Annotated in this window: 14 protein-coding genes; 3 read left to right on the forward strand and 11 right to left on the reverse strand. The window is 71.3% G+C overall.

Features of this window, described 5'->3' with window-relative positions; genetic code table 11:
- Positions 1-218 precede the first annotated feature (218 nt).
- From groL to ABZ815_RS37005, 3 genes are all read right to left on the reverse strand, one after another.
- The gene (gene groL, locus ABZ815_RS36995) at positions 219-1,832 is read right to left on the reverse strand and encodes a chaperonin GroEL (RefSeq protein ID WP_357705876.1); all 1,614 of its coding nucleotides are present in this window, start codon (positions 1,830-1,832) and stop codon (positions 219-221) included.
- 69 nt (positions 1,833-1,901) lie between these two features.
- Complete coding sequence (groES, locus tag ABZ815_RS37000) at positions 1,902-2,216, reverse strand: co-chaperone GroES (protein WP_226899011.1); 315 nt, start codon at positions 2,214-2,216, stop codon at positions 1,902-1,904.
- A gap of 171 nt (positions 2,217-2,387) precedes the next feature.
- Complete coding sequence (locus ABZ815_RS37005; RefSeq protein WP_357705877.1) at positions 2,388-3,242, reverse strand: NAD-dependent epimerase/dehydratase family protein; 855 nt, start codon at positions 3,240-3,242, stop codon at positions 2,388-2,390.
- Between the two features lie 104 nt (positions 3,243-3,346).
- Between ABZ815_RS37005 and ABZ815_RS37010 the strand changes: the two genes are divergently transcribed.
- The 3 genes from ABZ815_RS37010 (at position 3,347) to ABZ815_RS37020 (ending at position 7,069) form a co-directional block, all read left to right on the forward strand.
- Complete coding sequence (locus tag ABZ815_RS37010; protein ID WP_357705878.1) at positions 3,347-3,841, forward strand: MarR family transcriptional regulator; 495 nt, start codon at positions 3,347-3,349, stop codon at positions 3,839-3,841.
- A gap of 42 nt (positions 3,842-3,883) precedes the next feature.
- Positions 3,884-5,065 (forward strand): methyltransferase domain-containing protein, encoded by a 1,182-nt coding sequence (locus ABZ815_RS37015; RefSeq protein WP_357705879.1) that lies wholly within the window; start codon positions 3,884-3,886, stop codon positions 5,063-5,065.
- 195 nt (positions 5,066-5,260) lie between these two features.
- Positions 5,261-7,069: a hypothetical protein gene (locus ABZ815_RS37020; RefSeq protein ID WP_357705880.1), complete on the forward strand. Its 1,809-nt coding sequence runs from the start codon at positions 5,261-5,263 to the stop codon at positions 7,067-7,069.
- 61 nt (positions 7,070-7,130) lie between these two features.
- Here the strand turns inward: ABZ815_RS37020 and tsaD are convergent, their stop codons facing one another.
- From tsaD to ABZ815_RS37060, 8 genes are all read right to left on the reverse strand, one after another.
- Positions 7,131-8,162 (reverse strand): tRNA (adenosine(37)-N6)-threonylcarbamoyltransferase complex transferase subunit TsaD, encoded by a 1,032-nt coding sequence (gene tsaD, locus ABZ815_RS37025; protein ID WP_352318676.1) that lies wholly within the window; start codon positions 8,160-8,162, stop codon positions 7,131-7,133.
- Positions 8,155-8,586: a ribosomal protein S18-alanine N-acetyltransferase gene (rimI, locus tag ABZ815_RS37030; RefSeq protein WP_357705917.1), complete on the reverse strand. Its 432-nt coding sequence runs from the start codon at positions 8,584-8,586 to the stop codon at positions 8,155-8,157. Before rimI ends, tsaD begins: the two co-directional genes overlap by 8 nt.
- Positions 8,587-8,597: 11 nt before the next feature.
- Positions 8,598-9,242: a tRNA (adenosine(37)-N6)-threonylcarbamoyltransferase complex dimerization subunit type 1 TsaB gene (gene tsaB, locus ABZ815_RS37035; RefSeq protein ID WP_357705881.1), complete on the reverse strand. Its 645-nt coding sequence runs from the start codon at positions 9,240-9,242 to the stop codon at positions 8,598-8,600.
- 27 nt (positions 9,243-9,269) lie between these two features.
- Positions 9,270-10,247, reverse strand: coding sequence for a phosphotransferase (locus ABZ815_RS37040; protein WP_357705882.1), 978 nt, complete (start codon positions 10,245-10,247; stop codon positions 9,270-9,272).
- Between the two features lie 10 nt (positions 10,248-10,257).
- Complete coding sequence (locus ABZ815_RS37045) at positions 10,258-10,794, reverse strand: class F sortase (RefSeq protein ID WP_357705883.1); 537 nt, start codon at positions 10,792-10,794, stop codon at positions 10,258-10,260.
- A gap of 3 nt (positions 10,795-10,797) precedes the next feature.
- Positions 10,798-11,490 carry a hypothetical protein gene (locus tag ABZ815_RS37050; RefSeq protein WP_357705884.1) on the reverse strand — a complete coding sequence of 231 codons (693 nt, stop codon included), beginning with the start codon at positions 11,488-11,490 and terminating at the stop codon, positions 10,798-10,800.
- 172 nt (positions 11,491-11,662) lie between these two features.
- Positions 11,663-12,115: a tRNA (adenosine(37)-N6)-threonylcarbamoyltransferase complex ATPase subunit type 1 TsaE gene (tsaE, locus tag ABZ815_RS37055; protein WP_352362852.1), complete on the reverse strand. Its 453-nt coding sequence runs from the start codon at positions 12,113-12,115 to the stop codon at positions 11,663-11,665.
- Entirely contained in the window at positions 12,115-13,170 is a 1,056-nt protein-coding gene (locus ABZ815_RS37060; protein WP_357705885.1) for an alpha/beta hydrolase, read from the reverse strand. The genes tsaE and ABZ815_RS37060 overlap by 1 nt, the downstream gene beginning before the upstream one ends.
- Positions 13,171-13,184 lie beyond the last annotated feature (14 nt).

The raw sequence follows: 13,184 nt of genomic DNA on the forward strand, positions 1-13,184 counted from the left end.
AACCGTATTTCCGGCCCCACCCGAACCCCTCCGGGCTGCCCCAGAAGCCCCGGAAGGGCCGGCACGGGCCGGGAAGGCCGACACCCCGCACCGGAGCGTGAGGAACGGCCAGGAAGCCGACGGGCCGCGTCCAGAGGAATCGGAGGGGGCGGGAAAGCCGACGGCCCGCACCGGAGGGAACCGGTGCGGGCCGTACAGGCGCGGGGGAACCAGGCGGGTCAGTGACCGTGGCCGTGGCCGTGGCCGGCGGCCGGAGCCTCCTCCTCGGGCTTGTCCACCACGAGCGCCTCGGTCGTCAGGAGCATGCCCGCGATCGAAGCCGCGTTCTGCACCGCGGACCGCGTCACCTTGACGGGGTCGATGACGCCCTGGGCGACCAGGTCGACGTACTCGCCGGTGGCGGCGTTGAGGCCCTGGCCGGCGGGCAGCTCGGCGACCTTGTGGGTCACCACGTAGCCCTCAAGGCCGGCGTTCTCGGCGATCCAGCGGGCCGGCTCGACCAGCGCGCGGCGCACGACGCCGACACCGGTGGCCTCGTCGCCCGTCAGGCCGAGGTCGTCGAGCTCCTTGCCCACGTGGATGAGGGCGGAGCCACCGCCGGAGACGATGCCCTCCTCGATCGCGGCGCGGGTCGCGGAGATCGCGTCCTCGAGACGGTGCTTCTTCTCCTTCAGCTCCACCTCGGTGGCGGCGCCGACGCGCAGCACGCACACACCGCCGGCGAGCTTGGCCAGGCGCTCCTGCAGCTTCTCGCGGTCCCAGTCGGAGTCGGACTGCTCGATGGCAATCTTGATCTCCTTGACGCGGTCCTCGATCGCCTGCTGGTCACCGGCGCCGTCGACGATGGTCGTGGCGTCCTTGGTGACGACGACGCGGCGGGCCGTGCCGAGCACCTCGAGGCCGACGTGCTCGAGCTTGAGGCCGACCTCCTCGCTGACGACCTGGCCGCCGGTGAGGATGGCCATGTCCTGGAGCATCGCCTTGCGGCGGTCACCGAAGCCCGGGGCCTTGACGGCCACGGAGGTGAAGGTGCCGCGGATCTTGTTGGTGACCAGGACGGCCAGGGCCTCGCCCTCGACGTCCTCGGCGACCACGAGCAGCGGCTTCTTGGTCTGGGCGACCTTCTCCAGCAGCGGCAGGAAGTCGGCGATGGAGGAGATCTTGCCCTGGGTGAGCAGGATGTACGCGTCCTCCAGGACGGACTCCATGCGCTCGGGGTCGGTCACCATGTAGGCCGACAGGTAGCCCTTGTCGAACTGCATGCCCTCGGTGAACTCGAGCTCCATGCCCATGGCGTTGGACTCTTCGACGGTGAGGACACCGTCCTTGCCCACCTTGTCGAACGCCTCGGCGATCAGCTCGCCGATCTTGGCGTCCTGGGCGGAGATGGTGGCGACGTTGGCGATCTCCTTCTTGTCGCCCACCTCGCGAGCGCTGGCCAGCAGCCGGTCGCTGATCTCCTTGGCGGCCTTGTCGATGCCACGCTTGAGCGACAGCGGCGAGGCGCCGGCGGCCACGTTGCGCAGGCCCTCGCGGACCATGGCCTGGGCCAGCACGGTGGCGGTGGTGGTGCCGTCGCCCGCGATGTCGTTGGTCTTGGTGGCTACTTCCTTGGCGAGCTGGGCGCCGAGGTTCTCGTAGCGCTCCTCCAGCTCGATCTCACGAGCGATGGTCACACCGTCGTTCGTGATCGTCGGCGCACCGAACTTCTTGTCGATGACGACGTTACGGCCACGCGGGCCGAGGGTTACCTTCACGGCGTCCGCGAGGGCGTTGACACCGCGCTCAAGCGCGCGGCGGGCGTCCTCGTCGAACTGCAGGATCTTCGCCATGCTGAAAGTCCTCTCCTGGCGTCGAAAGCCCCGGGCCCTCAAGAGCGCCCGGGGCTCGACACAACCGGCCTACTTCTCGATGATCGCGAGAACGTCGCGGGCGGAGAGCACGAGGTACTCCTCGCCGCCGTACTTGACCTCGGTGCCGCCGTACTTGCTGTAGAGGACGACGTCGCCCTCGGAGACGTCGAGCGGAATGCGCTTGTCGCCGTCCTCATCCCAGTTGCCGGGGCCCACCGCGAGGACCTTGCCCTCCTGCGGCTTCTCCTTGGCGGTGTCCGGGATGACCAGACCGGAAGCGGTGGTCTGCTCTGCCTCAAGCGGCTGAACCACAATGCGGTCGCCGAGCGGCTTAACGGGAACCTTGGTGGCGGTCGTCACGATCGGACCTCCCCTTCAGATTTGAATGATCTAGAAGAGGCGACCAGCGGGGCCTGCCGTCGCGGGTGTCAGACCTGCCTCGTCGCACGTTGGCACTCTCAAGGTGAGAGTGCCAACAGGAAACATATGCAAGAGGGCCTTGACAGTCAACACGAACGCGTCTGCTCAGAGCGATCAGACGTAGGAGCCCTCCACCAGATCGGCGACGACACCGGGCCGGGAGGGGTTCCAGCCGAGCTCGGCGCGCGTGCGTGTCGCGCTGACGCGCTGGCCGAGCGCCAGGGCCTCGGCGAAGCCTTCCCCCAGCACCTGGGCCGCCTCGGCCACCGGCCAGGGCTCGGCCTGCGGCTTGACGCCCGCGGACCGGGCCGCCGCCTCGGCCACGTCGGCGACGGACACGGCCTCCTCGCTGATGCCGTGGTAGACGCGGGCGCCGCCCCTCTCCAGGACGACGACGACGAGGTCGGCCAGGTCGTCGACGTGCACGAACGTCCAGGTGTGCGGCTCGCCGCCGGCGGTGACGTACACGCCGGCGCCGCGCTCGGCGGCCTGCGCGCGCATCAGGGCGGGGATGCCCCCGCCGCGCCCGTGGACGACGGCGGGCCGGACCACCGAGCCACCGCCGTCGGTGACCAGCCGCTCGATCTCGTGCCGGTACGCCACGAGCGGAATCGGGTCGGCCGGGCTGTCCTCGTGCCCCTCGGCGGTGGCTCCCAGCACCCACACGCCGCTGGTGAAGACGACCTTCCGGCCCGACGCGACGAGCACGCCGATCGAGGCGAGGTCGGCCTCCTTGTCGCCGCCGAGCTGGGCGGCGACCACGATCGCGTCGATGTCCGGGGTGATCGCGGCGGCCAGCGCGGCGGTGTCGGCCAGGTCCCCGTAGCGCTCGTCCGCCACGCCCGGCACCCGCCTGGACCCGTCGGCGGCGGGCCGCACCAGGACGGCCACCTCGTGCCCCTGATCGGCCAGCCGCTCGACCACAGCGCCGCCGATGTAACCTGTCGCGCCCAGCACCAGCACCTTCATGATGAACCTACCTCGAACATTTCCATGTTGAACATTTCGACGTCGTGGACACTACCGCACGACCCTGAACATTTCAACGTCGAAGCTTTGGTAGGGTGATCCCCGTGGATGACGCGGTCGACGCGATACTCGGACAGTGGGCACGGACACGGCCCGACGTCGACGTGTCCCCGATGGGCGTGATCGGCCGGGTCTCACGGGCCTCGCGCCTGCTGGAGCGCGGCGTGAAGGACTTCCTCGCCGAGCACGGCCTGGAGGCGTGGGAGTTCGACATGCTGGCCACGCTGCTGCGCAGCGGCGCCGACGCCATGTGCATGAAGGACCTGTCCTCCTCCGCCATGGTCAGCCCCGGCGCGCTCACCAACCGGATGGACCACCTGGTCCGGCGCGGCCTCGTCCACCGCTGGCCCGCGCCGCACAACCGCCGCATGACGCTGGTCGCCCTCACCGACGAGGGCAGGAGGGTCGCCGACGAGATGCTCGTCCTGCACGCCGCCAACGAGGAGCGGCTGCTCGCCGGGCTGTCGGAGGAGGAGCGCGGAGCCCTGGCCGGGCTGCTGCGCACGCTCCTGGTGTCCCTGGGCGACACCACCCTGTGAGCCGTCCCGAGTTGTGAGCGATCCCGAGAGCGGAGTGCGTACATGGATCTCGACGCCTTCGGCGAACTGCTGACCCCGCACGGGCAGCGGGCGCTCGCCGAGGCCGCCGAGCTGACCGGGACTGATCCGGTGGCGGCGGCGACCAGGCTGCGCCGCACCTACGACGCGGCGCTCACCTCCGCCGCGCTCACGCAGGCGGCGCTGCGCGAGCGCGCCAGGGCGAAGTTCGGCGCGGACGCCGCGGTCATGTACTTCACCCCGCACGGCCTGGAACAGTCCACCCGCCGGGAGGTCGCCGACCACCGCGCCCGCCGTATGGGCGGCGCCCGGGTGATCGACGCCTGCTGCGGGATCGGCGGCGACCTCCTGGCGCTCGCCCGCGCCGGCTGCGAGGTCGACGCCGTCGACCTCGACCCGCTGACCGTCGCCGTGGCCACGGCCAACGCCGACGCGCTCGGGCTGGCCGACCGGGTGCGGGTGCGCGCGGGCGACGCGGCGCGGGTCCGGCCCGAGGAGTACGACGCACTGTTCGCCGACCCGGCCCGCCGCAGCGGCAAGGGCCGGACGTTCGACCCGATGGCCTACTCGCCGCCCTGGCCGGTCGTGCTCGACATGGTCGCGCGGGCCCCGCGGGCCTGCCTGAAGGTCGCCCCCGGCATCCCGTACGAGTTCATCCCCGACGGCGCCGAGGCCGAATGGGTCTCCTGGAAGGGCGAGGTCAAGGAGGCCACCCTCTGGACCGGCCCAGAGAACGGTCCGGCCGACGGCACCGACCTCGCCCGCCGCGCCACCCTCCTCCCCGGCGGGCACACCCTGACCGCCACCGGCGTGCAGGCCCCCGTCGGCCCCATGGGCCGCTACGTCTACGAGCCCGACGGCGCCGCGATCCGGGCCCACCTCGTGGGCGAGGTGGCCGAAATGATCGACGGACGCCTGGCCGACCCCATGATCGCCTACATCACCGCCGACGAGCCGAGACACACCCCCTGGGCCGCCGGATACGAGGTGGACGAGGTCATGCCGTTCTCGCTGAAAAAGCTCCGCGCGGCCCTGCGCGAACGCCGGATCGGCAATGTCACCATCAAGAAACGCGCGTCGGCGGTCGACATCGAACGCCTGCGAACCGATCTCCGACTTTCCGGCGAGAACTCGGTGGTCATTATCCTGACCCGCATTCTCGATAAGCCTTCGGTTATCATCTGCAACCCCATCTCACCTGCCTGAACAAACCAAAGCGGTCATTCTTCCGCTAAATACGATCTTTCACTGTGGCCCTGCCGGACCTTGATCGAAAGGCTAAGGTGGGCGGGCGGGAGTTCTCCCCCTTATGCGGTAACCCGCGTACTCGCCTTTTCATCTGCAAACCGGACCTATCCCACCGCTGCGCGGCAGACCGTCGGCGAGCGAAGGAGCCTTTCGGTGGACCATTCCAACCACACCACCCTTCTGCAGGCAGGCGGCCAGTCCGCCATCTCCGAGAGGATGCGAGACCTCCTTGCGCGCGCCGCCCAGGACCATGTCTATGAGCAGCGCACCCAGGGAGCCGTGCTCGACGAGATCCGCCAGCGGCTGGAAGGCATGGAGTGGCTGTTGCGCGAGGTGCGCGAACGCGAGCTCGGCGGTCTGAGCGGCACCCTCGAATCGGTCAGCGGGCGGCTCGACGACATCACCGCCAAGCCGCCGATGTGGGCGGAGGGCCTGGCCCAGCACGTCGAGGCCGTGCGCGACCACGTCGACGCCGTCGGGGAGAAGATCGGCCATGTCGACGCCCGGGTCGCGCCGGTGGCCGAGCTGCCGAGCCTGTGGGCGGATCTGGGCACCGTGGGCGAGGCCGTCGACGAGGCGCTCAAACGCCTGCAGACCGTGCTCGACACCACCGACGGCATCACGCAGGGCATGACCGACTTCGCCGCCAAGCTGACGCAGCTCAACTCCAGCATGGAGGCAGCGGCCAGCCGCTTCACCCGGCTCGACAAGTCGGTGGCCGACCTGTCCGGCCGTACCGAACGGGTCGAGGGCGTGGTCGGCGAGCTGGCCGAGAGCGTCGCGGCCACGTCGCAGCAGGTGGCGGTCAAGATCGACGCGGCCGAGCAGCGGCTGACCGGCCGGCTCGACGACACCGACCTGCACATCGCCGCCCGCCTCGACGAGGCCGACAAGCGCCTGGCGGGCCGGCTCGACGAGACCGACGAGCGCCTGACCCACCGCCTGAACGAGCGGCTCGACCGCGCCGACGAGCGCCTGGCCGCCCAGCTCGACGAGGCCGACCAGCGGCTCACGGGCCGGCTGTCCGACGTCGAGCAGCGGCTCACCGCCCGCCTCGACGAGGCCGACCGACACCTCGCCGTCCAGCTCGGGGAGAGCGAGCTGCGGCTCAGCGGGCGGCTCGACGGCGTCGACTCCCGGCTCGACCGGGTCGAGGGCCGGCTCCTGGGGCTGGACACCCGGCTCACCGGGTTCGACGGGCGGCTGGAGTCGGCCGACGAGTGCCTGGCCGACATCGACACCAGGCTCGACGGCGTCGACGGCCGCATCAGCGGCGTCGACAAGCGCCTCACCTCGGTCGACGGCCAGCTCGGCGGCCTCGGCAAGCGCCTGGGCACCATCGACGGCCACCTGGTCCGCCACGACGACCGCTTCGACGCCCTCGACGGCCGCCTGGGCTCGCTCGACGAGCGCGCCTCGGGCACCGACCAACGCCTCACCGAGACCGCCGTCCGCAGCGAGGGCCGCTTCAACAAGCTCGACAACCAGATGGAGTCGATCGACGAGCGGCTGGTCGAGGCCGAGGAGCACCTCATCACCCGCTTCGACACCCTCGACGGGCAGTTCAGCGGCCTCGACAGCCGGTTCAACGGCCTCGACACCCACCTCAACGGCCTGGCCGCCCGCGCCGATCAGGCCGGCGAGCACCTGGAGTCGGTCGACGACCGCATCCAGGCCATGAACCAGCAGGTCAGCCAGCTACCGGCCGCCCTGGCCATCCCCGAGCGGGTCGGCGAGCTGATCCAGTCGCAGGCCGGCGCGCAGGCCGACCGCCTGTCGGCCGCCGCCGACACGCTGACCGAGCTGGTGCGTTCCAGGCCCGACCGCGACGAGCTGAGCGAGACGGTCAGCGGCATCGTGCAGCCCGCCACCGACGACCTCACCAAGCGGCTGGCCGCGCTGGAGGAGACCATGCTGGTGCTGGCCGAGGCCCTGCTCCGGCCCACCAGGACGAAAGACTGACGCCGCCCCGGCGGTGTGGCACACCCGCGCCGCACCGCCGGCATTCCCGGCCCGCCAGGGCTCAGACGTGGACCGTCGTGATCGGCAGCGACGAGTCCGCTGGGATCTCCAGGGTCGAGGGCGTGACCCCCGCCGCCACCAGATCGGACCCCAGAGCGGCGACCATGGCCCCGTTGTCGGTGCACAACCCCGGCCGGGGCACCCGCAGCCGCACGCCCGCCGCGTCGCAGCGCTCCTGGGCCAGCGCCCGCAGCCGCGAGTTGGCCGCCACGCCACCGCCGATCAGCAGGTCGTGCACGTCGTACTTCTTGCACGCCTGCAACGCCTTGCGGGTCAGCACGTCGACCACCGCCTCCTGGAAGGACGCGGCCACGTCGGGCACGTGGATCGACTGCCCGGACGCCTCGCGCGCCTCCACCCAGCGGGCGACGGCGGTCTTGAGCCCGGAGAAGGAGAAGTCGAGCGTGCCGTCGTCGATCTTGCCTCGCGGGAAGGTCACGGCGGTGCCTGAGCCCTCGCGGGCGGCCCTGTCGATGTGCGGGCCACCGGGGAAGGGCAGCCCGAGCACCCGGGCCACCTTGTCGAACGCCTCGCCGGCCGCGTCGTCGACGGTCGAGCCGAGCGAGATGACGTCTTCGGCCACGTCGGGCACCAGCAGCAGCGAGGAGTGACCGCCCGAGACCAGCATGGCGATGCACGGCTTGGGCAGCGGCCCGTGTTCGAGCTGGTCGACGGCCACGTGGGCGGCCAGGTGGTTGACGCCGTAGAGCGGGACGCCCAGGCCCAGCGCGTACGACTTGGCGGCGGCCACGCCCACCAGCAGCGCACCGGCCAGGCCCGGCCCGGCGGTGACGGCGATGGCGTCGATGTCGGAGAACTTGAGCCCGGCCTCGGCCAGCGCCGCCTCAACGGTCGGCGTCATGGCCTCCAGGTGCGCGCGGGAGGCGACCTCGGGCACCACGCCGCCGTACCTGGCGTGCTCGTCCATGCTGGAGGCGATGGTGTTGGCGAGGAGCGTGTGGCCTCTGACGATGCCGATGCCGGTCTCGTCGCACGACGTCTCGATGCCCAGGACCAGGGGTGCGTCAGCCATCCAGCTTCCTTCTCATCATGATCGCGTCGGTGCCGTCGTCGTAGTAGCGGCGGCGGGTGCCGATCTCCTCGAACTCGAAATGCCGGTAGACGGCCTGGGCGCGCGGGTTGTCGGCGCGCACCTCCAGGAAGATCTCGCGCGCTCCCCTGCGCCGCGCCTCGGCCAGCAGCTCGGTCAGCATCGCGCTGCCGATGCCGGTGCCCTGGTGCTTCTCCAGCACGGCGATGGTCTGCACGTCGGCCTGGTCGGCCGCGACCGCGATGCCGCTGTAGGCGACGATCTCGTCGTCGGCCAGGGCCACCAGGTAGTGGCGCGAACGCGGCATGTCGGCCAGCTCGCCGCGCATCATGCCCTCGCTCCACGCGTCGAGCGGGAACATGGCCCGCTCGATCGCCATGACCGCCGGCAGGTCGGCCTCGGTCATCGGCCGGAGTCTCACGCCGTCACCCTCTTGGGCGCGCCCGGCACCACGGCGTCGGGCCTGCGCAGGTAGATGGGCCGCGGCGGGTCGAGCGGCACGCCCGCGGCCAGCCGTTCGGCGGCCAGCGCGGCCAGCGCCCCCGCGTAGGGGTAGGGCGGGGCGTCGTGGCCGCCCAGGACGTCGGGGTAGAGCGCGCCGCCGGCGCCCACCACCGGCAGGCCCTCGACGGGCACGTCGGCGGGCCGGTCGACGAACGGGCCGTCGATCCGGGTGCGCATGTCCTGGTAGCGCGCCCAGAACACCTCCTTGCGCCGGGCGTCGGTGGCGGCCAGGAACGGCTCGCCGAGCCTGCTGCCGTAGGCGACCGCGTCGAGGGTGCAGATGCCGTACGCGGGGACGGCGAGCGTCGTCGCGAGCCCCTGCGCGGTCATCAGACCGACGCGCAGGCCCGTGTAGGGCCCGGGGCCGCTGCCCGCGACGATGGCCGTCACGTCACGCAGGGCGGCGCCCGACTCGGTCAGCACGCGTTCGATGGTGGGGACGAGCAGCTCGCCGTGGCGGCGGGCGTCGATCGTCGTGGACTCGGCGAGCACCCGCTCACCGTCGTGGAGGGCGGCGGTGACGGCGGGCGTCGCGGTATCAAAGGCCAGGACCAGCACGACTGTTTAGCCTACCCGCCGGACGGGTCACACCCAGCCGGTACGCCGTTTCAGCCAGTCGAGGGCGACCACTCCCTGCGCCCGCTGGAACGCCCTGAGCGTGGGCAGCCCCGGCGGATCCGGCAATCGGCCCTGCCGGACGAAGTAGCCGGTGATGGCCGCGATGACCGCGGTGACCGCCGGGTCGGGATCGTCGAACAGCTCGTGCGGGGCGGGACCGCCCTGCATGCCGACCGACGGCAGCATGGCCACCTGGTCGTACCAGGGCGCGGCCAGGCAGGCCCACGGCCAGTCGACCACGTAGACGCGGTCGGGCGTGAGCATGACGTTGTCGGCCCGCACGTCGGCGTGGACCAGGGTGTCGCCGGCCGCCGCCGTCGCCCAGCCGGACTCCAGCTCGGCCAGCTCGGCCAGGTGGCGCGCCGCCCACGGGTCGAGCCCGGCGGCGTCCCCGGCGGCGTCCTCGGCGGCGTCCTCGGCGGCGTCCTCGGCGGCGTCCTCGGCGAGGAGGGTGCGCCAGCCTCGGAAGGACTTGTCCATGACCTCCCCGATCGTGGGCGCCTCGATCGGCGACGGGGTGAGCGCGGCGGCCATCTCCTTCACGGCCGTGAGCACCCGGTCGAGCTCGTCGCGCCGCCAGGGCATCGCGGGATGCACGGCCTCGATGTCCTCGAAGACCAGCGCCACCCAGCCCTCCAGCTCGAACGCCGTCAGCAGTTTCGGCGCGGGGACGGACTCGGGCAGCGCGGCGGCGTTCCTGAGCTCGGAGCGGTAGATGCGCACGCTGTCGGGGTTGGGCTCGGGGCCGACGGCCTTGACGAACACGCGCCGTCCGTCGCTCGTCCGCAGGCGCACGGCGGCCGCCGGGGAGAAGCCGCCCTCCTGGGTGACGGCCTCCACGACCTGGTCGCCGAGGAAGCCCTCGACCGCCTCGCGCACCAGCGGGTGGACCTCTTCCCAGGGCACACGGGAGCCGGACGCCGGCGGGTTGTTGTCTGTGCTCATACCTCCATGATCAAGCCTTGGAGGCGTAGACGATGATGTTGTCGACGTATTCGCCCTTGGCGGAGTCGAACTTGCCGCCGCAGGTCACCAGCTTGAGCCCGTCGTCGACGTACACGCGGCGGGCCGGGAAGCTGTCCTTGGAGACCTGCTCGATGGCGTCCACCTTGAAGCTGACGACCTTGCCGTCGCTGCGTTCCACCTTGACGGTCTCGCCCTTGCGCAACTGCCTGAGCTTGTAGAACACGGCGGGGGCGGTCTTGGTGTCGACGTGGCCGATGATCACCGAGGCGCCCTTCTCGCCGGGCACCGCGCTGCCGCTGTACCAGCCGGCCACCTTCGGCTTCTCGTACGGCGGCAGCTCGACCTCGCCGTCCTTGCTCAGCCCGAGCTTCATCAGCGGGGCCTCAAGGTCGAGCGAGGGGATGTCGATGCTCTTGGGCACCACGCTCGCCGCGGGAGTGGAGGAGTTCTGCATGCTCTTGCCGAAGGCGACCAGCAGCAGGCCCGTGACGGCGCCCGCGAGCACCACCCGACCCGGACGTGCCATCCGTCACGCCCGGCTGCGCCGCTTGGCCACCACGACCGCGCCTCCGACGAGGACCAGGGCGACCAGCGCGCCGGCCGGGCCCAGCGGGATCGAGGACTCGTCGTCGACGTCGCGGCCGAAGGTGCCGCCGCCGCCGGCCCTGGGCGCCTTGGTCGGCACGCCGGTCGGCTCGGCCTCGGCCCTGACCACCTTGATCGTGGCCTTGCCGACGTCGTTGGTGCCGTCGCACTTGACGTCGACGGTGTAGGAGCCGCGCTTGACCGTGCCCGAGACCGTCGCCTCACCCCGGACCCAGGGCGAGCCGTTGGCCGGGGTGCCGGTCGCGGTCGGCGAGGCCGATCCGGCCGGCACGGGGTTGAGCGGGACGCCGTTGATGAACGCCTTCGAGGTCGCGGTGCCGGTGTGGGCCGGACCGCCGGAGGGCACCGGGCAGTTGGCCAGGATCCACACCTTGGACGTCTCGCCCGCGGTGACCCGGTCGGGGTTGAGCTGGACCGCGATGCTCGGCCTCTTGGCGGCCGGCGTGGCCGTCGCCGTGGTCGTCGCCGTCGTGGTGGCGGTGGTGGACGTGGTGGCTGTGGCCGTCGGTGTGGCCGTCGGTGTGGCTGTCGGTGTGGTCTCGGCCGAGGCCGCACACCCGGTCAGCCCGACCACCATGATGGCACCCGCGTACGCGACTCGCCTGACCCTGAGCACCGCCGCACCCCACTTTGCCGTCTTGCACCCAGCATCCACCAAAAAAGTGGATGTCGCCCCTCCTGATACCCAGAAATTCTGGGCAAATCCCTGACCAACGATCATGATTTATGTCTTCGGACAGGTACGTCAAGGGTGCCAGCTTTGCCAGGAATTGACGGACGTTTTAGCCTTAGGCCGGATCAGACGGCGTGTCGGCCCACCGGTCGCCCACCCCGCGCAGGGTCACCAGGCGGGCGTCGTCGCCGGTCTCGCGGTCGATGTGGATCTCCAGCCGGTCTTCGGCCAGCCCCTCGACCAGGCCCTCGCCCCACTCGACCACGGTGACCGACTCCTCCAGCGAGGCGTCGAGGTCGAGGTCGTCGACCTCCAGGTCGCCGCCGAGCCGGTAGGCGTCGGCGTGCACCAGGGGCGGGCCCTGCCGCAACGACGGGTGCACCCTGGCGATCACGAAGGTGGGCGAGGTGATCGGCCCGCGTACCTTGAGACCTTCGGCGATGCCCTGGACCAGCGTGGTCTTGCCCGCGCCGAGCGGGCCGGACAGCACGATCAGGTCTCCGGGCCGCAGGTGGGCCGCCAGGCGGGCGCCGTAGGCCCGCATGTCCTCCGCTGTCGCCAGTCGCACTACAACTCCACTCGCTTGATCAGGTCGCGCAGCGCGTCGTTGACGATCCCCGGGCGTTCCAGCTGGATCAGGTGGGAGGTGTCGGGGATCTCGGTGACCTGCGCCTTGGGCAGCGCCGCCGCGATGGCCCTGCTGTGGTCGGGCGGGGTCAGCCAGTCGCGCTCACCGTAGACGATGGCGGTCGGGACCGGGTCGAGGACGTGCAGCGCGGACAGCTTGTCGTGGTTCATCAGGGCCGGGTAGAAGGCGGCGAACACCTCGGTGGGGGTCTGCCTGATCATCGACTCGGCGAAGTCGACCACGGTCGGGCTCACGTTCGCGGAGTCGCCGAAGCCCATGTAGCGGGTGATCAGGAAGGCGATGTCGCTGCCCGCGTGCCGGGTCTTGTCGACCAGCGAGCCCTTCCTGCCGAGCAGCGACACCGTGGACGGCGCCACCTTGTGCACGGCCTTGGACACCATCGCCGGCAGCCCCAGCGTCAGCTCGGCCAGCTTGCCCGCCGAGGTCGCGATGAGCGCGGCCGCCCGGATCTTCCCGCCGAACAGCTCAGGGTGGCTGTCGGCCAGCGCCATGATCGTCATGCCGCCCATCGAGTGGCCGACCACCACGCACGGGCCGGGCACGAACTCCTCGATCACCTCGGCGAGGTCCTGGCCCAGCCGGTCGATCGTGCTGTCGTCGGCCGTGCCGCGCTGCGACCGGCCGTGGGAGCGGATGTCCCACAACACCAGGCGGTAGTTCTCGCGCAGGTCCTTGCGCTGGTAGTGCCACGATTCGAGGTTGAGGCAGTAGCCGTGGCACATCACGATCGTCAGCGGCGCGTCTTCGGGGCCGTCGATCTCGACGTGCAGCGCCACCCCGTCGGAGGTGACGAGCGTGCGCTCCCTGCCGCGCAGCTCGCCGAACGGCTCGCTGGCCTCCTCGTCGTGCCGCAGCCTGATCCGGCCGACCGCGTAGCGCTTGGCCAGCGCCGCCGCCGCGACACCGGCCGACGCCGCTCCGACGATCGCGCCGGCGATCCCGACCCTGCGCCGCCGTGTTGTCGTCGTCGTCATGTCCCCGATCCTTC

Origin of the sequence: Nonomuraea sp. NPDC047529, from assembly GCF_040642995.1 — a bacterium.
GTDB lineage: Bacteria > Actinomycetota > Actinomycetes > Streptosporangiales > Streptosporangiaceae > Nonomuraea.